Source organism: Pseudoalteromonas sp. SCSIO 43210, assembly GCF_054133285.1.
Map to the genome: position 1 here is coordinate 1,150,201 of NZ_CP087225.1, position 20,160 is coordinate 1,170,360.

21 protein-coding genes are annotated in these 20,160 nt (G+C 40.2%); 12 read left to right on the forward strand and 9 right to left on the reverse strand.

Features of this window, described 5'->3' with window-relative positions:
- Positions 1-235 precede the first annotated feature (235 nt).
- From LOS73_RS05160 to LOS73_RS05200, 9 genes are all read left to right on the forward strand, one after another.
- Positions 236-583 (forward strand): hypothetical protein, encoded by a 348-nt coding sequence (locus LOS73_RS05160; RefSeq protein WP_024593237.1) that lies wholly within the window; start codon positions 236-238, stop codon positions 581-583.
- Between the two features lie 129 nt (positions 584-712).
- Positions 713-1,015 carry a hypothetical protein gene (locus LOS73_RS05165; RefSeq protein ID WP_457934602.1) on the forward strand — a complete coding sequence of 101 codons (303 nt, stop codon included), beginning with the start codon at positions 713-715 and terminating at the stop codon, positions 1,013-1,015.
- A gap of 115 nt (positions 1,016-1,130) precedes the next feature.
- On the forward strand, positions 1,131-1,448 hold the full coding sequence (locus tag LOS73_RS05170; RefSeq protein ID WP_010553581.1) for a hypothetical protein: 318 nt from the start codon (positions 1,131-1,133) through the stop codon (positions 1,446-1,448).
- On the forward strand, positions 1,449-1,718 hold the full coding sequence (locus tag LOS73_RS05175; protein ID WP_165725082.1) for a hypothetical protein: 270 nt from the start codon (positions 1,449-1,451) through the stop codon (positions 1,716-1,718).
- Between the two features lie 162 nt (positions 1,719-1,880).
- Positions 1,881-2,399, forward strand: a complete 519-nt coding sequence (locus LOS73_RS05180) for a hypothetical protein (RefSeq protein WP_165725081.1) — start codon at positions 1,881-1,883, stop codon at positions 2,397-2,399.
- 528 nt (positions 2,400-2,927) lie between these two features.
- Positions 2,928-4,466 (forward strand): glucan biosynthesis protein, encoded by a 1,539-nt coding sequence (locus LOS73_RS05185; RefSeq protein ID WP_457934603.1) that lies wholly within the window; start codon positions 2,928-2,930, stop codon positions 4,464-4,466.
- A 225-nt stretch (positions 4,467-4,691) separates the two neighbouring features.
- Positions 4,692-5,054: a 2OG-Fe(II) oxygenase gene (locus LOS73_RS05190; RefSeq protein ID WP_010553586.1), complete on the forward strand. Its 363-nt coding sequence runs from the start codon at positions 4,692-4,694 to the stop codon at positions 5,052-5,054.
- Positions 5,048-5,296: a DUF1272 domain-containing protein gene (locus LOS73_RS05195; protein ID WP_457934604.1), complete on the forward strand. Its 249-nt coding sequence runs from the start codon at positions 5,048-5,050 to the stop codon at positions 5,294-5,296. The genes LOS73_RS05190 and LOS73_RS05195 overlap by 7 nt, the downstream gene beginning before the upstream one ends.
- A 44-nt stretch (positions 5,297-5,340) precedes the next feature.
- Positions 5,341-5,643: a hypothetical protein gene (locus tag LOS73_RS05200; protein WP_457934605.1), complete on the forward strand. Its 303-nt coding sequence runs from the start codon at positions 5,341-5,343 to the stop codon at positions 5,641-5,643.
- A 128-nt stretch (positions 5,644-5,771) separates the two neighbouring features.
- On the opposite strand, the gene LOS73_RS05205 is transcribed toward LOS73_RS05200, so the two are convergent.
- From LOS73_RS05205 to LOS73_RS05235, 7 genes are all read right to left on the reverse strand, one after another.
- Entirely contained in the window at positions 5,772-7,055 is a 1,284-nt protein-coding gene (locus tag LOS73_RS05205) for an allantoate amidohydrolase (protein WP_457934606.1), read from the reverse strand.
- A gap of 13 nt (positions 7,056-7,068) precedes the next feature.
- Positions 7,069-8,298, reverse strand: coding sequence for a pyridoxal-phosphate-dependent aminotransferase family protein (locus tag LOS73_RS05210; RefSeq protein ID WP_457934607.1), 1,230 nt, complete (start codon positions 8,296-8,298; stop codon positions 7,069-7,071).
- A gap of 3 nt (positions 8,299-8,301) precedes the next feature.
- Complete coding sequence (locus LOS73_RS05215; protein ID WP_457934608.1) at positions 8,302-9,126, reverse strand: sulfite exporter TauE/SafE family protein; 825 nt, start codon at positions 9,124-9,126, stop codon at positions 8,302-8,304.
- Positions 9,114-10,697: a gamma-glutamyltransferase family protein gene (locus LOS73_RS05220; protein WP_457934609.1), complete on the reverse strand. Its 1,584-nt coding sequence runs from the start codon at positions 10,695-10,697 to the stop codon at positions 9,114-9,116. The genes LOS73_RS05215 and LOS73_RS05220 overlap by 13 nt, the downstream gene beginning before the upstream one ends.
- Positions 10,694-11,899 carry an amidase family protein gene (locus LOS73_RS05225; protein WP_457934610.1) on the reverse strand — a complete coding sequence of 402 codons (1,206 nt, stop codon included), beginning with the start codon at positions 11,897-11,899 and terminating at the stop codon, positions 10,694-10,696. Before LOS73_RS05225 ends, LOS73_RS05220 begins: the two co-directional genes overlap by 4 nt.
- 337 nt (positions 11,900-12,236) lie before the next feature.
- Positions 12,237-12,719 carry a putative 4-hydroxy-4-methyl-2-oxoglutarate aldolase gene (locus tag LOS73_RS05230; RefSeq protein WP_457934611.1) on the reverse strand — a complete coding sequence of 161 codons (483 nt, stop codon included), beginning with the start codon at positions 12,717-12,719 and terminating at the stop codon, positions 12,237-12,239.
- A gap of 3 nt (positions 12,720-12,722) precedes the next feature.
- Positions 12,723-13,376: a TetR/AcrR family transcriptional regulator gene (locus LOS73_RS05235; RefSeq protein ID WP_004334664.1), complete on the reverse strand. Its 654-nt coding sequence runs from the start codon at positions 13,374-13,376 to the stop codon at positions 12,723-12,725.
- 445 nt (positions 13,377-13,821) lie between these two features.
- Here LOS73_RS05235 and yddG point away from each other — a divergent pair, with 445 nt between their 5' ends.
- Entirely contained in the window at positions 13,822-14,742 is a 921-nt protein-coding gene (gene yddG, locus LOS73_RS05240; protein ID WP_457934612.1) for an aromatic amino acid DMT transporter YddG, read from the forward strand.
- Between the two features lie 56 nt (positions 14,743-14,798).
- On the opposite strand, the gene LOS73_RS05245 is transcribed toward yddG, so the two are convergent.
- Positions 14,799-15,314, reverse strand: coding sequence for an ankyrin repeat domain-containing protein (locus tag LOS73_RS05245; protein WP_457934613.1), 516 nt, complete (start codon positions 15,312-15,314; stop codon positions 14,799-14,801).
- A gap of 99 nt (positions 15,315-15,413) precedes the next feature.
- Complete coding sequence (locus LOS73_RS05250; protein WP_457934614.1) at positions 15,414-16,940, reverse strand: catalase; 1,527 nt, start codon at positions 16,938-16,940, stop codon at positions 15,414-15,416.
- Between the two features lie 427 nt (positions 16,941-17,367).
- Between LOS73_RS05250 and LOS73_RS05255 the strand changes: the two genes are divergently transcribed.
- Complete coding sequence (locus LOS73_RS05255) at positions 17,368-18,042, forward strand: HAD family hydrolase (RefSeq protein WP_457934615.1); 675 nt, start codon at positions 17,368-17,370, stop codon at positions 18,040-18,042.
- A 367-nt stretch (positions 18,043-18,409) separates the two neighbouring features.
- The gene (locus LOS73_RS05260) at positions 18,410-20,131 is read left to right on the forward strand and encodes a purine-cytosine permease family protein (protein WP_457934616.1); all 1,722 of its coding nucleotides are present in this window, start codon (positions 18,410-18,412) and stop codon (positions 20,129-20,131) included.
- Positions 20,132-20,160 lie beyond the last annotated feature (29 nt).

Consider the following 20,160-nt stretch of genomic DNA (forward strand, 5'->3'; position numbering starts at 1 on the left):
CGCTTATTTTAACAAATATATTTTGCCCATCAGAGTAAAAAAACACTCACACTAAATTATCCAGTAATACCCTCCAAAACGTCAATTAAAACAACACCAAACTCTTTTAATATTCCACGTAAAATACAGTAAAAGATTGAACCAAAATAGGAACTCAGCTATGGTTTGTTTATCAATAAAAACAAATAAAAAACGAGCCAATCTATAGGCCCGTTATAAACCATAAGGAAGTGTCATGAAAAAAATATTTGTCGGAGCAATAATTCTGGTTAGTTCTAGTGTATTCGCTAACCCATATAAAAGTGGGTTCGTTGATGTTTCAATTCAAACACAAGAAGGTAAAGAAACTTTTAAACTAGTTTGTCAGCCTAAAATCACTGTGGGGAAATTACCAAAAAACTGGGTTAGTTCTTGTAACGATATCGGCAAGAAACTTCTGGAGTTAGCTGTCGAAAACGGAGTGAAAGTCGATCCAGTTGACAAAGTATTTGGTATGGCTGGTGACTTTGCTCAAAAGGCTTCTAGTGATCTACCAGAAGATATTGTCCCCGCAGCAATTGTTAGCCGAGAATTTGGTAGTTAATGGTTTATAACAAGTAATAAACTAGGACAAATAACATTTTTCTGCGTCTCTATTTTAACTTACTATTATTTGGCTGTTAGAGCTATTCTACAGCCTCGTTATACGCTTCTAAAGCTCGGTGTAAATAAAATGTTTGATGATGCAATTATACTTGCTACCAAATTACTTGAAAGCGATGATGATTACTTAAATATAGTTATGAATCTTTGTCAAATTGGAAATAAAAAGTATGGTCAATGCTGGAATACTGAGTTTCATGTATTTGGTGTAATTTCATCTGATACAGATCATTTACCTTTAATTCATGTTAGAGAAAGATGTTCCGCTGAGTTCTTAGTTAAATCAGATAAAGAGTTAGTTGAAATTGTAGAGTATTACCGATCTGATGTGGTGATAGCTTGTAATCTAATAGTGAGTAGTAAAAACGTATAACAAGTCGTAAAGCAGAACAAAAAAAATCTGGTTTTTACTGCTATGTCGCTTACTTTAGCAAATATATTTTGCCTATTTAAGGCAGTACTAGATATAAAAATACAAGGATGCATAATTGAATTATTTAAATTGGTTACAAAAGACATACCCAGAGCTAAATGAGATATCAAATGAAACTATTAACTCTCATATCGACAAAGCAAAGTCTGATACAGAGCTTTTTAGGGAATTCATTAAAGTATTAGGTAGCTTATTTTTTATTATCCCGTTCAACTTATACCTTTATATTTCGGGTATTCAGGCATCTAACAGCTCTTTATATTGGTTGTTGGTTGTGGCTTCGATTGCTGTTGGTGGTTTTATCGGGCTTTATTGCGAGCAAAAGGTCATTAAAAAACGCCTTAAAAAAATAATACAGTTGAAGGCGTTTTAAATGACTAATGATGAAGTGGTTTCAAAGCTGCGTAGTGCAAAAGTTAAAGTTGTACTTTATGTTTCGGGTCTATTTTTACTTTTGACCTGTGTTGATTTTTATTTGGCCGACACTTCGGGAAAAACAACACAAAGCATGCTATCGAGTTCACCGTTCTCCATTATTATTTTTGTTTGCCTACAGTTAGCAATAATGCTTATTTTTACTTATTTGGAGAAAATCCTTATTGGTATAAATCAAACAAAAAATAATGCCGATATATCGAATTGAGATGACAGGCTTTTGAATTATTACCAGAGCCGCTTTTGAAAGTTTATGTATAACTGAGTAACTGATTGAACAAAATAGGAACTCAGCTATGGTTTATTTATCAATAAAAACAAATTAAAAACGAGTTAATCTACAGGCTCGTCATGTGTTTCTGGAGTTGTGGTGAATAATTTAATTGAAGATACCGAACTATCTTTCAAATTACTTGAGTACTCAATAAGAAACATGTGTTACGCAGAGTTAGGAGAAATTGATGCTGACTTATTTGGACAAGATCTTCAATTGAACCTCGATGAAGAAAATGTTTCTTATTCTTCTGGTGAATTTAAAAATCAAGATAGCATTGTTCGTGCATCTCAAATGGCAGTAAGTACAGCTTTTGGCGCAACGGCTATTTGTTTAGATTGTATTTTAGAGAAAGTGAAATCTGATGATAGTGAAATAAAAATTATAAAATCACTAATATCCGCTACTCGTAATGCATTTTCACACGGTATAGCATCGCCAGAATGGTTTGTTAAACCTCACAAATTTGAGGTGTTAGATTTAAGTTTTGTTGGTGGTATCATAGTTAATTTAGAAAATCTAAATGGGCAACCATTTGATTATTCGCAAATAGGTGGCTTAGCTGTTTGGTATAGAGTTAAATCACATATAATTTTATATGTATCAAACACGTAACAACACGCCCTGAGGTGGACGACTAGTCAAATTTAGCTATTAATTGCAAATTTTAAAAGTGGTGAGCCTCTTTGTTTTTCAACACTTAAATGTAATCCTTATCGATTTAAATACCAGAGTTCTATATAGGCTTACCCTTCACTTTTTACTGCTTATAATACGCTTTAGCCCAAATCAACTATGTAACTACAACGAATAGAAAAACCAGCCACTCTACAAATATTTGCCTTGGAATAGTGGGCAACTAAAACCTAAATATATCCATACCTCTTGACGGCTTCGTCCAATAAACAGCGCAATCTCCGTTTATTTTCACTTCAGCGATATCATTAAACGCGCGCAATTTCCCTTAAAACCAATTCCCGTAAAAACAAATTAATTATGGGAGGTCCTGTAGTCAAATAACAATACTTTAGTAAACGCTAGTTCATATTACGTCACGTAATATCCATACAGAACTTTAAGTTAAACATACGTTCGTGCAGCGTTCCCATTTTTATTTGACTCAATTTATTGGACATTCTTTTTATGAAATTAAAGTTATTTATCGCAATTATTTTTAGCACTTCGATGTCGTCTTACGCGACAGAAGCAGTAGATAAAACGGAGTTTTCATTCGAAGACTTAAAAGCGCTGGCAAAAGCCTCAGCCGAAAAGCCCTATACAGAAACCAAGGTGCCAGCGCCGGAGTTAATCGATAAAATTACGTATGACGAACATTGGAAAATACGCTTTAAAGAAGATGAAACCTTATACCCAAGTGGAAAAAAGGCACCTGTACAATTATTTTACCCTGGCCGATATTTTCCAGAGCCTGTAAGTATTTACATTAGAGACAATAAAAAGCACGCACAAGATGTACCATTTAGTAATGAACTGTTTGATATGCCGGCTGACAGCCCAGCTCACGATCTCCCAGAAGGGTTTGGATTTGCAGGTTTTAGAATAATGCGCCCAGATATGAAACCAGATTGGATATCTTTTTTAGGCGCGTCTTATTTTCGTACCGACGGGCCAGAGGGGCAATATGGACTGTCGGCTCGAGGTATTGCAATTAATACGGGTATGAATCAACCAGAAGAGTTTCCGCGCTTTTCTGCATTTTGGATTGGTCCCGCAGAGAAAAAAGGTGAAAGTGTGTCTGTTTGGGCATTGCTTGAAGGGCCTTCTATCACTGGTGCTTATCGATTTGGTTTAAGTAAAGATAACAAAGAAGCCAAAGGCCATATTACCTCTGTAACGGCTAATTTGTATATGCGCGCCGATGTTGAACGCTTAGGCGTAGCCCCGTTAACCAGTATGTATTGGTACTCACAAAAAGATAAAACAGAAGCTAAAGATTGGCGCCCAGAAATTCACGACAGTGATGGCCTGGCGATTCACACAGGATCGGGTCAATACGTTTGGCGCCCATTAAATAATCCTCAGTCGGTGTCGACCAATAGCTTTATTGATGAGAACCCAAAAGGGTTTGGTTTAATCCAAAGAGACCGTGATTTTAATAACTACCAAGACGACGGCGTATTTTACAATAAGCGTTCATCAGCGTGGATAAAACCTACTGACGATTGGGGCAAAGGCGCAGTTCAGTTAATCGAAATTCCAACAAAAGACGAGACGTTTGACAACATTGTTGCCTACTGGGTGCCAGAAAAAGAGGCGCGCAAAGGTGATGAGTTTACCTTTTCTTATGATATTGAATGGCGTCCACTCGATCCAAAATCAAAAACGCTTGCAAGCGTTGTAAATACTCGCCAAGGCTTAGGCGGAATTCCCGGCCAGCCTATTCCTGAAGGCGTTAACAAGATGGTGATTGATTTTGAAGGTCCAGTATTTAAAGGCTTAGATAGCAAAAGTGCTATAAAGCCGATTGTTGAAGCCAGCAACGGTGAAATATTAGAGCCTATTGGGGTTTATCCGGTAGTTGGTACAAACCAATGGCGATTAGCGTTTGACTACAAACAAGCTAACAACAATCCGGTGAACATACGCGCGTATTTAGTTGATAAAAATGATGAAGCTATAACCGAAACATGGGTAAGTGATGCAAAAGTAACGATTAAATAAGCCCTTAAATAAGCATTAAAGTAAAACGGGTGGCTATATTTTGTAATTATAGCCACCATAATGTCTTTTAAAACGCCAATCAAAACACCATTAAAACTCCCTTTTATATCCCACGTAAAATACAGTAAACGATTGAATCAAAATATGAACTCGGCTATGGTTTGTTTATCAATAAAAATAAAAAACGAGTTAACCTGCAGCTTGTTAGCTGTTTCGAGGGATTGTATGTTTTTTTTGAGTAAATTATTTTGTTGGGAGCGAGGCCGACAAAAATCAGGCTACGATAAAATGTTGATTTGTGGTGCTACGTGGCCAATTAAATTTGATACATATTTGCTTAAATTCCCACAAGGAAGTGAAATAGCACCACACACAGACAAAGTTGAATCTGGTAAACACTATCGATTGAATATAGTGCTTAAAAAAGCAGATTTGGGTGGTGAGTTTATTTGCAGTAATCCGATATTTGAAACAAAGCGGGTTAAGCTATTCCGCCCTGATGTAAGTGAGCATCAGGTATCAAAAGTTATAAAAGGTAATAGATATTTACTCAGTATTGGGTGGATAAAAGGGAGCTCTAAATGCTAGATTTAAGACCTAATTGTGAATGTTGTGATAAGAATCTACCTGCACAGTCCAGTGAGGCTTTTATTTGTTCATTTGAATGCACATTTTGTTCTGGTTGTGCTCAAACGCTGTTAAATAACGTGTGCCCAAACTGTTCAGGTAATTTGGTTCAGCGGCCAATTCGCCCTTTGGCTGCACTAAAAAATTACCCAGCATCGACTAAGCGGGTATTAAAAGAAAGTGTTTGTGCGCCAAACACATAAGAACACAAAGTATAATAATTACATTTTCTGAATATGGAGATCTGATGAGAAAATCCTTTGAATTTACTATTAAGTCAATCAAAGTTAAAATAATTAACACTTGGTTTAGTGGTGCTAAATTATATGTGAATGGTGACTTACGAGATACTGACAAAACTTTGTTAGCTATTAGGAATAATACTTTACTATCTGCAAATTTAGGTGAGTTGGGTGTTCTAGAAATCAAGCCATTATCGGGGCTAATTACTGTTGAAATGGATGCATATTTGGTTAATGGTACAAACATTCAACATGTATATAGCTCACATAAACGCCTTAGCCTAAAAGAGCAAAGGGCAGTCCGATAAAGCTACTTTAAATAACGTATATTCCTGCATTTACCTGCCTTCAGTAATAACCTCCAAATGACTTTGAGGAGGTTTAAGCCCCTAAGCATACCAAGTTAATATACTTGGTTTACTCGATTACCTTAAAATCACTCACACTCTTTCACATAAAGTAAAAGCGCGCTGTACATTACACTGAGTGCCTTTGTTACATCGCTGTCGATAACTGCTTCTGCTGGGTGATGGCTTATACCGCCAGGGCTGCGTATAAACAACATGCCAACGGGGCAAATTGGAGCGATTGCCATTGCATCGTGCCCTGCGCCTGAGGCAAGTGAAGGCGATGCTTGGTTATTGAGTTTACATGCGCTTGAAAACAAATGCTGAATAGTGGTGTCGCACGCTACGGCATCGGCGGCATGCGTCCATTGCCAATCAAGCGTTAAATTGCGTTTGCTTGCTATAGATTGTGCGCTGCTTTGTATGGCGCTTAATAAGTTAGCGAGATCTGTGTCGCTTTGTGCGCGTGCGTCTAGGCTTATGGTTGTTTTGCCTGCAATCACGTTTGTAGCCCCAGGGCGAGACTGTATTTGCCCTACGGTGGCAACTTCGCCATTTTTAGCATTACTTGCTAGTTTTTCAATTTCGGTTACTAATTCAGCGCAGCCTGCTAATGAATCCTGCCTCAAGTCCATTGGCGTTGTACCCGCATGACCGCTTTGCCCTGTTAGGGTAAGCATGGCGCGCTTTGCTCCTGCGATTGCAGTTACAACCCCTAACGCCTGATTTACCGATTCGAGTACCGGGCCTTGCTCTATATGAGTTTCCCAGTAACCTAGTAATTCGTTTTTGTTTAGTGCTGCCTTTGCGTAGTCGTTAGGGTTTAGGCCAAAGTCGAGCATGGCTTGGTGCATAGTTATGCCGTTTGTGTCTTCAATGTTTAGCCACTGTGGGTCAAATTCGTTAGCGAGTGCTTTTGAGCCAATTAAAGTAGTGGCAAAGCGGGTGCCTTCTTCATCGCAAAAGCCCACTACATCTAAATGAAACGGTAAATCAAGCTTAAGCGTGTGTGCAAGCGCTGCTATTTCAATCCCCAGTAGTACACCTAAAATACCATCAAACGCACCTGCATTTGGAACGGTGTCGAGGTGCGATCCTATAATTAAACGTTTAGCATGGGGGTTTGATGATTTAAGCCGACCCCAAAGGTTGCCCACTTCGTCTTGCCACGATTGCATGCCTGCCTCAACCATCCACGATGCAGTAACAGCGTTACACTCTTTGTGCTCTTTTGATAAGTACACGCGGTGAATACCGCCTTGCATTTGCGATAGTGCGCTGAGGGTTTTACAGCGAGATAAAGCGCGTGTTGCGTATTCATCAGCAAGTTCTTTATCTAATAGAGGGCTGTGTTGTGGGCATTCAATCGTCATGCTAAATCCTTTTTTATTCATAGTGAGCAAGGGCGGCAATGGCGGCTTCGCCTTTAGGGCCTTTGTAACCATTGGCATGTAAGCAAGCGTCTAGGCTTGCTAATGTTTGTAATACAGCATCTTTTCGGGCGTTGTAACCCATGGTGCCAATACGCCAAATTTTGCCATGCAGTGGTCCAAACGAGGTGCCAATTTCTATTCCAAAATCGGTTAGCATTTGCCCGCGTACGTGATCGGCATTAATGCCCTCGGGTATATAAACACCCAGTACGTTGTTCATTTTATGCGTTAAATCGCCAAATACATTTAAGCCCAGTGCTTGAATGCCTGTTAGCATGGCATCGCCATGTAATTTGTGGCGCGCTACGCAGTTATCTACGCCTTCTTCAATAACTATGCGAGCACATTCTGAGGCGCAATACAGCATGCTGGTGGCTTCGGTGTGGTGGTTGAGGCGCTCTTCTCCCCAGTAATTCATGATCATGCCTAAATCAAAATAGTTTGAGCGTACAAAGGGCTCTGTGCCGTCGGTATGATCGGCCGTGCGAATACCTGCCTCTACCTTTTTGCGTTTTTGGATCCAATCGGCGCATTTATCGCTAAGCGTTAATGGCGCAGACCCAGAAGGACCGCCTAAACACTTTTGCAGGCCAACAGAAAGTGCATCGAGTTTCCATTCATCGGCAGGAAGTTCGTTACCCACAATAGAGGCGGTGGCATCGCAATAAAATAGTACATCGTGCTTTTGGCAAATATCGCCAATATGCTCAAGAGGTTGGTTCATGGTGGTGGATGTATCGCCTTGTACCATAGCAAGTACATGGGGTTTTACATCAACAATGGCTTTTTCGATTTGTTCTGGCGTAAACACTTCGCCCCACGGTACTTCTATTGTGTGCACCTTTGCGCCAACGCGTTCTGCTATTTCAGCAAGTAGGTGGCCAAAGCGCCCCATAATTGGCACTAGTACTTTATCGCCTGGGCGTAAAATTGAGCATAATACGGCTTCAATCCCTGCGCGCGATGTGCCATCTATTAGCATGGTCCATTCGTTTTTGGTTTTAAAAATTTCGCGGTAACGTGCCATGGTTTCGTTCATAAAACCGGTCATTACTGGGTCGTATTGGCCTATAAGCTGCGCCGACATAGCACGTAAAACACGAGGGTCGGCATTAATTGGGCCTGGTCCCATTAATAAACGCTGTGGTGGGTTTAAGGTTTGAACTTGCGTGTTATTAAACATATTTTAGGCTCCCAGAGTCTGAATGAGCATGCGTATGCCGGTTATCATTAAGACAACGGCAAAGGCGCGTTTTAGTTGTTTTTGGTCCAGCTTGCTACCAATTTTTACGCCAATAGGCGCAAATAAAATAGTCAGCGGAATAATAAGAAAAAAGGCAGGGAGGTTTACCAATCCCCACGTACCTAGGGGAGCATCGGTTGGCGTTGTGCCAATACTTAATAAGGTAATAACGCCAGGTAGCGCAATCAATAAACCAAAAACGGCTGCAGTACCTACTGCAACATGGGCGCGTACATTAAATGCGTTTAGCATAGGTACGCCAATAGTGCCGCCACCTATGCCAATCATTACCGACAAACCACCGACAATACTTGCCATAACGCCTTGACCAAATTTACCTGGCAGATGTTTTACAAGCGCGGGTGCGCCGGCTCTAAATAACATGTTTAAACTGACTAAAATAGCAATACAGGCAAACATAAGTACCAGTGCATTACCGCGTATTGAGTGCGCTAAGTAGCTGCCTACAACGGCCATAACTAAAATAAATGGTGCCCAGTATTTTATTAGCGCAAGGTCAATATTCCCTTTGCTATGATGCGAGCGAATAGATGAAAGCGAAGTAGGTACTATGGTTGCAAGTGATGTAGCGGTGGCTATCATCATTGCCGACTCTGGGCTTACGCCAAAACCTTGCAGTAAAAAATACAGCACAGGTACGATAACAATACCGCCGCCTACACCAAAAAGTCCTGCTAAAATTCCGGCAAAAATACCGGTTGCTATTAAAGCCGCTACTATTGGCCATTGGTTTATTATTTCTGACATTGTGTTCCTGCTGTAGTTACTGTTGCACGTCCATCTGAACGAGGATCTGTTGCAGCTTCAAGGCTTGTAGGTGTATCTAAAATCGCCCCAGCGTGCCCCATCATTTCGTTATTATTATCAACGCTTACCCAATCGTGGTCACGTTGATTTAATTCATGTTCTATATGAAAAACTAACCCTTTTTCAATTTTTAAATTTGTACTTGTATCGCCCCATGTGCGTCCAAGTAACCAACGAGGGTCGCTAATTGCTTGTTTTATTGATTTATTTCGCCACGCGTAGCCTGCAAAAACAGCGGCTTGAGTTTGTGGCTGCCCTTCACCGCCCATTGTTCCGTAAGCAAGTCGACGACCATCGCTAAACTTTGCCATTGCTGGGTTAAGTGTATGAGCGGGCTTTTTATTTGGCGCAAGGGCGTTGGTATCTTGATTGTTTAAACTAAAGCTTAAACCACGGTTATTCCACACAAAGCCGCCTTCACTCATTAATATTCCGCTGCCAAATTCCCAGTAAATACTTTGAATAAAGCTGACTAATTGCCCGTTTTTATCTCTGGCTGCCATCCACACGGTATCGCCAGGCTCTGCGTTAAATGGCCATTTTTTGGCTTTGGCCATATCAATATTGTTAGCAAGTTCGCTTAAGCGATTATCGGCTAGTGCGTTTTTATAATCATCCCCTAACACATCAGGGTCAGCCCAAAGGGTAGGGCGATGGGTAAAGCTTTGTTTAGTTGCCTCAACAATTAAATGTGTCCAGTCGGCATCGGTTTTAGCTAAATGCTTTAACTTATTTACGGCACCAATTATTTGTAGTGAATGTACGCCCTGTGTTGGCGCGGGTAAGTTGTAGCAATCAATACCACTGAGGTTTGCATTTAGCGCAGTAACTACCTCGGCTTTAGTATTTGCAATGTCACCTGCGGTAATTAAGCTGCCTGCTTTTGCTAAGTCGGCGGCAAATGAGTTGGCAAGTGCGCCTTCATAAAATGCGTTTAAACCATGCTTTGCTAGGTATTCAAACGTTGCTGCAAGTTTAGGGTTTTTAAAATGCTGGCCTGCTTGTAAGGGCTTGCCATTGGGTATGTAGAGGTTTTTAAACGCGTCATTGGTATTGTTCGCAGCGGCTAGCTTTTCGCAGCCTGCTTGCAAGCTTTTTGTAACGGTAAAACCCTCGCGCGCAAGTTCAATAGCAGGTGCTAAAATTTTTGACAGTGGTAGTGCCGCATGCTCATCTAGTTCAAGCGCTTTTTGCCAGCCGCGTATTGTGCCCGCTTGAGTTAGTGCGCTTAATCCGCCGCGCTCTGGTATTTGTGTGAGCGTGTTATAGGGCGTTGTATTAGTTGCTGCGCGGCCGCAGGCGTCAATAGCAGTGGGCGTTTTTTGATTTGGGTTATCGATAAGCCAAAAGCTGTCGCCACCAATTGAGTTCATATGTGGATATACAACACTAATAGCAGCGGCAGCCGCTACCATAGCCTCGGTAGCTGTACCGCCTTGTTGTAATATATTTATACCCGCCTCAGTGGCCGAAAAATGAGACGCGGTAAATGCAATGTTGTGTGTGGTCATGCCGTTGTGCCTTGTTTAAAGTGTGCAGCTAGGTGCTTAACGCAAGCAAGTAGGCTTTTATCGTTACCGTGGCTCATCATTAATGAAAAACCATACGGATGATCATTTGCTAAATCAGCCAGCGGTAAATGCACTTGCGCTGAGCCACTAAGCCCTGCAATTGCCGAAAGCGTAATAATTTGCATGCGTAAGGCGCTTGTGTCGACGCCTAATTTAGGTGCGGTTGTGGGGGTGGTTGGCAAAAATAAACAGCTGTTTGTATTTAGGTTTTTAGCTATTAGTGTTTGCCATTGGGTTTGTACTTTTAGTGCTTCTTGTTCTTCTTGATCAGTTAGGGCAAGCGCCATATTAAAACGTGCCGCAATTGCTGGAGCAAACTGGGGAAGTTGCCCCGGCAATTGAAGCCAATCTTTATGCGTTTTTGCGATTGCTCGCCCTTGCAGTACTCTAAAGCTATCAGCAAGTTCATTTAATAAGCTGCTGTTAGGTAGTTCAAATTCTTTATGGTGCTTAAAATTAGGCTTGGTTTTTTCAAACAATTGTTTAAGTGGGGCTTGTAAAGCAGAGTCAACGAGTTCAAATAACGGCTCGCAAATAACTAAGGTATCAACGTTATTAATAGCTTGATTTGGTAGCAGTACATTACCTACATCGCTTAATAGCTCAGCGCTTTGGGTAAGCCAACCTATGGTATCAAAAGGCGGAGCCAACGGTTCTAGGCCGTCTTTTTCAATCACGTTATGGCTTGGCCTTATGCCATATAAACCACAATAGCTGGCGGGTATTCTAATTGAGCCGCCAGTGTCGGTGCCTAAGCCAATATCAGCTAAGTTTGCAGCAACTGCAGCAGCAGACCCCATACTCGAACCACCGCAAGCATGCCCTTTTAATTTAGGATTTTGCGCAGTGCCATAATGTATATTATTACCTTCTAAGCTATAAGCCAGTTCGTCAGTATGGGTAAAGCCTATAAAGTTACAACCAGCGGCCATGAGCTTATTAACCGAGCTTGCCGTATTTTGAGCCGGTTTAGCTGTTTTAAACCAGTGTGGATTGCCTGCGCTGTTACGCTCGCCCTTTACTGCAAATACATCTTTTACAGCTAAGCGATTGTTTGTAAGTAGACCAGATTGGTTTGTTTGCCACAGGGTGGGACCATGGTCACAAAAAATACCGGTCGTATTATTATTTTTGGTACTCATATCACCACTCGTTATAAAAAATCTGACCAAGCAGTTCAGATTTAGAGTGATTAAAAAGACGGATTAATTTTTATTATTTTTCAGCTCACTGCGTAACATCTTGTTTTTATTTTACAGAGCCTGATCCGCTTTTTAATCGGTTAGCTTATTATATTGTTTAAAACCTAAGCAAGAGGAATGCCATTAATTAAAATCCTGTCCAACTGGTCAGGTTTTGTTGGGTTATATGAGATTTGTAAATGTGGGCTGTAGAAATAGTGAGATTAAAATGAGCTAAAACAAACCAATTTGGTGCGCAGATGCACCAAATTGGTCTTTATTTATATGGTTTTGAGTGCTAAATAAGGGGCGTTCTACTGATGATTAAACCATTAATATCGGCGTAAACCCAATCGTTAGGTTCAATAGTGGTGCTAAGCATGGTAATAGCTTGGTTTTTATCACCAAAGCCGCGCTTTAAGGTACTACGTGGTGTAGAGCCTAGCGCCATTACAGGTAAGTTCATCGTGGCAAGTATTTCAATATCTCGGCAACAGCCATTTATTATTACGCCTTCCCAGCCATTACTTAAGGCACGTTCAGCCATAATATCGCCTATAAACGCAAAGCGTTTGCTCGCAAATCCGTTTATAACTAACACTTTACCTTTACCATTTTCATGCAATATATCGGCGGCAAAAGAGTTGTCTTCTGGGCAGGTAACGGTAACTACTTTGCCATAAAACGTGGTTTTTTTACCAAAGTGATAAAGGCCGCTGTCTGCTACTTGTACTTTATCGCGATGATCGTCAAACAAATCGGGTGTAGTAAAGGATGTCATGGGTTAAGTCTCACTTTGCTCAGGTATTTTAAGACCAATACCTTTTAAAATTATGTGGGCAATTGATTGCGTAATTTGTGCCACATCGGTTTCGTCGTACTCTAATTTGTTCATTACGAGTAAAACCTCAGCCTGAAAGTCGGCGTAATATTGCGTGGTAGACCAAATAGTAAAGAGCAAATGGTAGGGGTCAACCTTATCCATTTTATCTGCGTCCATCCATGCTTGAAGTACATCAACCTTTTGTTTAACCCAAGGGCGGGTATTGGTTCTAAAGTAGTTTTGTAAATAAGGGGCACCGCGCAGTATTTCACTGGCAAATAAGCGAGATTGCATTGGCTGATTTACGGCCAGTATTACTTTGCTTTTAATATAGTTATAAAGCACGGTAGCTGGATCGTCGTTAATTGTGACGTTATCAAGCCCTAAGTTCCAATTAGCTATTATGCGGTCGATCACAGACTCGTATAGACCATCTTTACTTTTAAAGTAATACAAAATATTAGCTTTTGGCACCTGCGCTTCTTTAGCAACCATGCTCATACTTGCTCCGTCGTAACCTAATTGCGAAAACAATTGCTCGGCGGCATCTAAAATTAGTTTTTGGTTTTTCTCGCGTGTCACTTCTTTTTTATTTGGTTTTATTTGTGTGGTCATTATAGAGTTTGCGTGTTTAACGTATTGATTGATTGTAGCTTTACTGACCAAAAGGTCAATTACTAAAAAGGGTGAATGCTAAAAACAAACGAGAGGTTTAAGCTATTAACTTTAGGGTCTGTTGATCTTTGCGGATTAAAATTTGTTCAAACTAGGGGCTATTTAATCGCGGCGCGAGATTTGTAACCTAGTGGGCTAAGTAAAAACCGAGCAACAAAGAGTAAGTAGCCCCTAGGAAGAACCCTTTGGGCAGCGCCTGTTTGGCATTAATGCTACGTTATCGCCCATTAATGGGGAATAACCACACTATATAGGCTCTGCCTTGCCTAAATACCAAACAGACTGCTGCAAATTTAACCTTGAAAGATCAACAGACCCTTATTGTTTAATTAAATAATTACTGTTAGCTTAGGCTCAAATTCATGAGTAGTACTTTAGGTTTAATATGGAGTTTTTAAGCAAAAATAAATACACGCTTTATGGAGTCGCGGCCATATTACTGTGGAGTTGCTTAGTTGCATTACTTCGGGATATTTCTGAGTTGTTTAGCCCCATAGGTGGTGCGGCGGCTATGTACTCTGTCAGTGCGATATTTTTAATTTTGGTTATGGGAGTGCCCAAGTTTAGTGGGTTTTCAAAACGTTACTTGGTAGTAGGTACTTTATTATTTGTAGCGCACGAAATTTGTTTGGCGCTTTCTATTGGTATGGCAAATAGTCGTCATCAGGCAATGGAAATGGCGGTTATTAATTATTTATGGCCCACGCTGACTATACTGCTCTCTATTATTATTGGTCGTAAAAAAGTAAGTTACTGGGTTTACCCAAGCATGATCATTGCTTTTTTAGGCGTTGCTTGGTGTATTACGGGCGATCAAAAAATGTCACTCGATACGCTTGTTACTAACTTTGCTGATAATCCTGCTACTTACTTAATGGCATTAGCTGCAGCGTTTATATGGGCTATTTATTGTGTAGTAACGCAAAAGCTGAGTAATGGTAAAAATGCCATTACGTTATTTTTTGCTGTTACGGCAATGAGTTTGTGGGCGCAATATGGTCTTAGTAATGAAGCGCCATTAACGTTTTCACTCAGTTCAAGCATAACATTACTATTAGCTGGTGTAGTCGTGGGGAGCGGTTATGCACTGTGGAATCAAGCTATTATTGGCGGTAACTTAATGTTTTTGGGCACGCTTTCGTACTTTACACCGGTGTTTTCTACTATTATTTCGGCGTTGTATTTATCTATTACGCTGAGTGCTTCGTTTTGGCAGGGGGTTGTGCTGGTAACAGTAGGCTCGCTAATTTGCTACTTTGTAACGCGAGAAAAGCCTAAACAACCTCAAATAGCGTCTGCAACATAAGACTAATTTTATTAAAAATAAGCCCTATTATTTTAGGGCTTTTTATTGCGTGCAGATTATTTTGCATTATTTACCTTTGCTAGTAACTCTATAACTTTTTGTTGACCAAATGTTTGTGCAAACTGCTCGGCTGTTTGACCGGCTTTGTTTTGATGCGCGTTATCGCAATCAAGTGATACGAGCGTTTTAGCGATACTAAATTCACCTCTAAAAATAGCGGCCATTAGCGCTGTGTTGCCACGGTTATCTTCTAAACAGGCATTGGCACCTAAGTGCAAAAGCGTGTTAACCGTGTTTTTATTGCCATGATAAGTGGCAATCATTAACGCGGTATAGCCTTTATTGTTGTAGCTGTCGATAGGAATACCGGCATCTACAAATTGCTCTATTACAGCTGTGTCGTTTGTGCGTGCTGCGGCAAAGTAATAAGCAAATAAGCTTTGGTATTGAGTTTTTGCAGAATGTTGGGTTTCAACTTGCGTACTGGGTGTTTGTGTATCTGATGTATTTTGAGCGTAAACGCTACTGGTAAAGCTCAGTAGTAGAGCGACTATAATTAATAAATTACGCATAACCATTGCCTCTTATAAAAGAGGAAGGGGTTTATTCCTTCCTCATGGTTGTGGTTTAAATAGCTATTTAGTTGGGACTAATTGCTTTTAACTAGTTGCTTATAAGTTAGCGGCTAGTTGTTTAACCATTTTAATATCGCCTTTTACAGCTTTAGTTAAGCGTGTACCGTACTCACTGTCTGCTTTGTAAAAGTGGCTAAGCATTTTGTGTTTAACACTGCTGTTTTGCACTTTGCCTAAATCGCCAGCTAGGTTATTAATTAGGTTTGTACGTTCTTGCTTGCTAAAACCACGGTATATAACACCTGCTTGCGCGAAGTTTTGCTGCTTTTTAATCGCGGCTTGTTGTACAAAGCCTTTTAGCTCTGTGTTACTTCTACGTGCAATTGGGTTTTCAGCTACGTTTTCTTGGCTTGGCTGGTAGTTCACATTGCTTGTAGTGTTACCAATATTCATTGCGCCGTCTTGGTTGTAGTTCACCACTTCAACTTTTGCACGGTTAATTGGCAATTGCTGGTGGTTAGCACCTAGGCGGTACATTTGTGTATCAGCGTAAGAAAACATACGACCTTGTAATAAACGGTCTTCTGATGGCTCAATACCTGGAATAATGTTTGCCGGTGCCATTGCTACTTGTTCTGTAGATTGGAAGAAGTTAGTTGGCATGCGGTTTAAGGTCATTGTTCCTACTTTAGTTTCTTTAATGTCTAACCACATTTTTGTTGCATCTAATGGGTTGTAATCAAAGTCATCAAGCTGCGACGGATCAAGCGTTTTAATGTATAGATCCCATTTAGGGAAGTTACCTTTACCAATTTCGCTGTATAGGTCGCGTGTTAAGTGTTGGAAGTCTTGGCTTTGCACTTTAGCTACTTCTTTTGAGTCAAGGTTATCAATACCTTGTTGGCTTACCCAATGAAACTTAACGTATTTAACATCGCCCGATTTATTAATCATTTTGTATGCATGTACACCCCAACCGTCCATTTTACGAAGACTTGCTGGTGTACCGTAGTCACTGTAAACCCACGTTAGCATTTGTGTAGAAGCTGGTTCATGCGAGAAAAAATCAAAAAAGCGATTAGGATCTTGAATGTTATCAACCGGAGATGGTTTTAAAGAGTGAACCATGTCTGGAAATTTGATTGCATCGCGAATAAAGAACACAGGTAAATTATTACCTACTAAATCCCAGTTACCTTGGTCTGTGTAAAACTTAGTTGCAAAGCCACGTGGATCGCGCAGTGTTTCTGGGCTGCCTTTTGAGTGAATTACTGAGGAAAAGCGAACAAATACGTCTGTTTCTTTACCTGCTTGTGCAAACGGTGCTGCAATTGTTAAATCATCTAGCTCTTTTGATGCTACAAACACACCGTGTGCGCCAGTACCACGAGCATGCACAACACGCTCTGGAATACGCTCACGTGCAAAGCGTTGCAGTTTTTGAATTAGTTGCACGTCTTCTAGTAATACACTGCCACGTTCGCCAGCAGTCATTGAATTTTGGTTGTCGCCAACAGCTGCGCCGTTATCCTTAGTAAGAGTTGTTGCTGCGCTTGCCGGTAATGCTATTGCAAGTGCCAGTGCAGTGAGTGTTAATTTTGTTTTGTTTATTTGAGTATTCATTGTCGACCTCATCTATTTAAAAGTGCCGGCAGTGGTGCAGGCTGTTAATCTGTTAACGATAGTATTAATTTTATTAACTTCGGTAAAACTGATTAATTAGATTGATGTGATTTGTAAAATAGATGAAATGAATTTGCAGATACACTTTTTACATTAATGTAATTTTTTTACTACGACCTTAGTCGCAATATGCTTTTATAAAATTTATTAAATACAAAGGTTTTTAGTTTTATCTGGCGGTATTTTCACCACGTTGGTGCGTTTTATACTTACAGTGTGTTGACATACTCGCGCAATAAAGGGAATATGCTCAGTCTATGGGCTTATGCCCATAGCTGGATTGTGCTAAAAAGTTGCACAATATTAATCGCGCTTAACTCGTTATGCTTAAATTAGCTAAATCAAACAGTTTGAATAAGGTGACAAGATGAATACTAATATTGAGCTAGTGATATTTGATTGTGATGGCGTTGTTATTGATAGCGAAATTTTAAGCGCACACGTACTCATTAATATGCTTGTTGAAAAAGGCGTTGAGATTGACCGCGCTTATGTACAGCAACACTTTTTAGGCTGCAACTTTAAAACAGTAAGCCAAAAAATAGCGGATGCATTTAATGTCACTCTTCCTGAAAGCTTTGAAGGTGACTACCGCGAGGCACTATTAAACGAATTTGAAACAGGACTAATCACGACTGACGGTATAAAAGACGTACTTAACAATTTAGCTGTTCCTATTTGTATAGCTACTAGCAGCAGCCCAGCACGCACCGCAAAAGCGTTGAGCGTAGTGAGCTTAAGTAAGTACTTTAGCGATACGGTTTTTACCAGCAGCGAAGTTAAGCGTGGCAAACCAGCCCCCGATTTATTTTTACATGCAGCTAAACAAATGGGTGTAAAGCCAGAGCATTGCTTAGTTATTGAAGACAGTAAAGCAGGCGTAAACGCAGGAATTGACGCCAATATGCAAGTACTGCATTACAGCGGTGGGCAACATATGCAAGGCTCTGTTAATCATGTACACAGTGCTTACCCAAATGTTGATCATTTAACGCATTGGCAAGATTTTTTTAGTGCATACCCTGAACTTAAAAAGCAGTAAACACGCAGCTTTTTAAATACACAAAGTTTTAAACGCGATTTGCTCGCCTTACACACTGACAGGCAAGCAAACGCAAAATATAAATGTAGATGGTTTTGCTTTACTAAAAACAAAACATGGCAAAACATCATGCGTTTATAAGCCAAATTATAAAAGGCAAAGTATTTAGGTACTATACCAATCTGCTTGAATATGGGGTTTATTTAACGATAAGAAAATTGCACTGTAACTAGGCAAAAATTTTTATATCTAGTTGTTCTAAATATAAAATTTTTAACGACGTTATGGGGTAATTTAACTCGTTAAATTATTCAAATAGTTATGCAGATTGGTATCAAATATTTTGCTGTTAACAATAGGAAATACCATGGCAACGAGTCCACACACACAAACATTTAAAGATGTAAACGAAGAGCAACTTCCTGTTGCTAATAATAAGCTTCACGGCTGGAAACATTTTGCAGGGCTATATGCTGGCGAACATGTTGCGGCTACTGAATTTGTTATTGGTGCAACGTTTGTTGCATTAGGCGCTTCAACCATCGATATTCTACTTGGTTTATTAATAGGTAACCTGTTAGCAATGTGTTCTTGGTGGCTAATTACTGCACCCATTGCAGTAGAAACCCGCTTAAGTTTATATAACTACTTAAACAAAATTGCTGGTAACTCAATGACCAAGCTCTATAACTGGGCTAACGTGGTTATTTTTAGTGTTATATCGGCCGCTATGATCACGGTATCCTCCACCGCCGTGCGGTTTTTGTTTGATATACCTGCGCAACTTGATTGGTATCCAAATAGCTTTTGGTTTGTAGCCATTGTTTTAGCTGTTGGATCTATTGTTGTATTTGTTGCGATGTATGGCTTTTCTACGGTTGCTGACTTTTCAAAGCTGTGTGCGCCGTGGCTATTTGTTATATTTATTGCAGGCTCGTTCGCGTTATTCCCTGAGCTTTCAAATCATGTATTAGGTTCTACCTCTTTAAGTAGCTTTAGCGACTTTATGACCATAGGCGACTCCTCCATATGGACAGGCACCAACGCCGATGGTGAAAAGGGCATTGGCCTATTAGAAGTGATTGGCTTTGCATGGGCTGCTAACTCAATTACTCATTTTGGTTTAATCGACATGGCTATTTTTAGATTTGCTAAACGCAAAAGCTATGGCTTGTTTTCTGGTGTGGGCATGTTTTTTGGTCATTACTTAGCGTGGATCTCTGCCGGTATTATGGGCGCAGGTGTTGCGGTATTACTTAAAACAACTATTTCATCACTTGATCCGGGCGATGTTGCATACCATGCATTAGGTTGGACTGGTTTTGTTATTGTAATTATTGCCGGTTGGACTACAGCTAACGCAAACCTTTACCGTGCAGGCCTTGCAGCACAATCTATATTTGTTAATCAATCACGTGAACGCACCACCGCTATTGTAGGTGTTGTAACCGTAATTATTGCGTGTTTCCCATTTGTATTTTCTCAAATGCTTCCGCTACTTACCTACGCAGGCTTATTAGTTGTACCAGTAGGCGGCATTGTGTTTGCTGAGCATGTGTTATTTCCTAAAATTGGCCTAACACGTTACTGGGCTAAATATAAAAATATTACCCGCAGCGTACCGGCTATAGCATCTTGGGCGTTAGCACTTGTGTTTGGCTTTGGCTTAAACGCAATTGATGTAATGTCGTTTTACTACTTGTTTATTCCTACATGGATTTTCACCATTGTTGTTTACACGCTTTTAGCTAAAAAATACGGCGCTGGTGACGATTACACACAAGAAATAGCAGCAGAAAAGCAAGAGCAACGTGATATTAAAGAATATCAAGCTGCTGAGGCTAAAGACATTCCAAAGCCAGTAATTGACAGCTCTGTATTTACAAAAGTACTTAACGCGGTTTCTACGGTTTCATTGGTTATTATTTTTATATTTGCCAGCCAAGTGATGTTTTTCAGTGAAACAATGAATATGTACAGCGCTAATAAATCGCAGTTCGAAATAGCCTGTTTTATTTGTACTGTTATTTATTTTGTTACTGCGTACTGGTCGTTAAAACGCCATAAAGTACTCAATACAGCATCGTAATTACTTATCGTAATACAGTATCGTAATTT

What these genes read in the sequence shown, in the direction of transcription:
- LOS73_RS05160 (WP_024593237.1), top strand. Translation starts at nt 236, where the DNA reads ATGAAAAAAATATTTGTCGGAGCAATAATTCTGGTTAGTTCTAGTGTA.
- LOS73_RS05165 (WP_457934602.1), top strand. Translation starts at nt 713, where the DNA reads ATGTTTGATGATGCAATTATACTTGCTACCAAATTACTTGAAAGCGAT.
- LOS73_RS05175 (WP_165725082.1), top strand. Translation starts at nt 1,449, where the DNA reads ATGACTAATGATGAAGTGGTTTCAAAGCTGCGTAGTGCAAAAGTTAAA.
- LOS73_RS05185 (WP_457934603.1), top strand. Translation starts at nt 2,928, where the DNA reads ATGAAATTAAAGTTATTTATCGCAATTATTTTTAGCACTTCGATGTCG.
- LOS73_RS05190 (WP_010553586.1), top strand. Translation starts at nt 4,692, where the DNA reads ATGTTTTTTTTGAGTAAATTATTTTGTTGGGAGCGAGGCCGACAAAAA.
- LOS73_RS05195 (WP_457934604.1), top strand. Translation starts at nt 5,048, where the DNA reads ATGCTAGATTTAAGACCTAATTGTGAATGTTGTGATAAGAATCTACCT.
- LOS73_RS05200 (WP_457934605.1), top strand. Translation starts at nt 5,341, where the DNA reads ATGAGAAAATCCTTTGAATTTACTATTAAGTCAATCAAAGTTAAAATA.
- LOS73_RS05205 (WP_457934606.1), bottom strand. Translation starts at nt 7,055, where the DNA reads ATGACGATTGAATGCCCACAACACAGCCCTCTATTAGATAAAGAACTT.
- LOS73_RS05210 (WP_457934607.1), bottom strand. Translation starts at nt 8,298, where the DNA reads ATGTTTAATAACACGCAAGTTCAAACCTTAAACCCACCACAGCGTTTA.
- LOS73_RS05215 (WP_457934608.1), bottom strand. Translation starts at nt 9,126, where the DNA reads ATGTCAGAAATAATAAACCAATGGCCAATAGTAGCGGCTTTAATAGCA.
- LOS73_RS05220 (WP_457934609.1), bottom strand. Translation starts at nt 10,697, where the DNA reads ATGACCACACACAACATTGCATTTACCGCGTCTCATTTTTCGGCCACT.
- LOS73_RS05225 (WP_457934610.1), bottom strand. Translation starts at nt 11,899, where the DNA reads ATGAGTACCAAAAATAATAATACGACCGGTATTTTTTGTGACCATGGT.
- LOS73_RS05230 (WP_457934611.1), bottom strand. Translation starts at nt 12,719, where the DNA reads ATGACATCCTTTACTACACCCGATTTGTTTGACGATCATCGCGATAAA.
- LOS73_RS05235 (WP_004334664.1), bottom strand. Translation starts at nt 13,376, where the DNA reads ATGACCACACAAATAAAACCAAATAAAAAAGAAGTGACACGCGAGAAA.
- yddG (WP_457934612.1), top strand. Translation starts at nt 13,822, where the DNA reads ATGGAGTTTTTAAGCAAAAATAAATACACGCTTTATGGAGTCGCGGCC.
- LOS73_RS05245 (WP_457934613.1), bottom strand. Translation starts at nt 15,314, where the DNA reads ATGCGTAATTTATTAATTATAGTCGCTCTACTACTGAGCTTTACCAGT.
- LOS73_RS05250 (WP_457934614.1), bottom strand. Translation starts at nt 16,940, where the DNA reads ATGAATACTCAAATAAACAAAACAAAATTAACACTCACTGCACTGGCA.
- LOS73_RS05255 (WP_457934615.1), top strand. Translation starts at nt 17,368, where the DNA reads ATGAATACTAATATTGAGCTAGTGATATTTGATTGTGATGGCGTTGTT.
- LOS73_RS05260 (WP_457934616.1), top strand. Translation starts at nt 18,410, where the DNA reads ATGGCAACGAGTCCACACACACAAACATTTAAAGATGTAAACGAAGAG.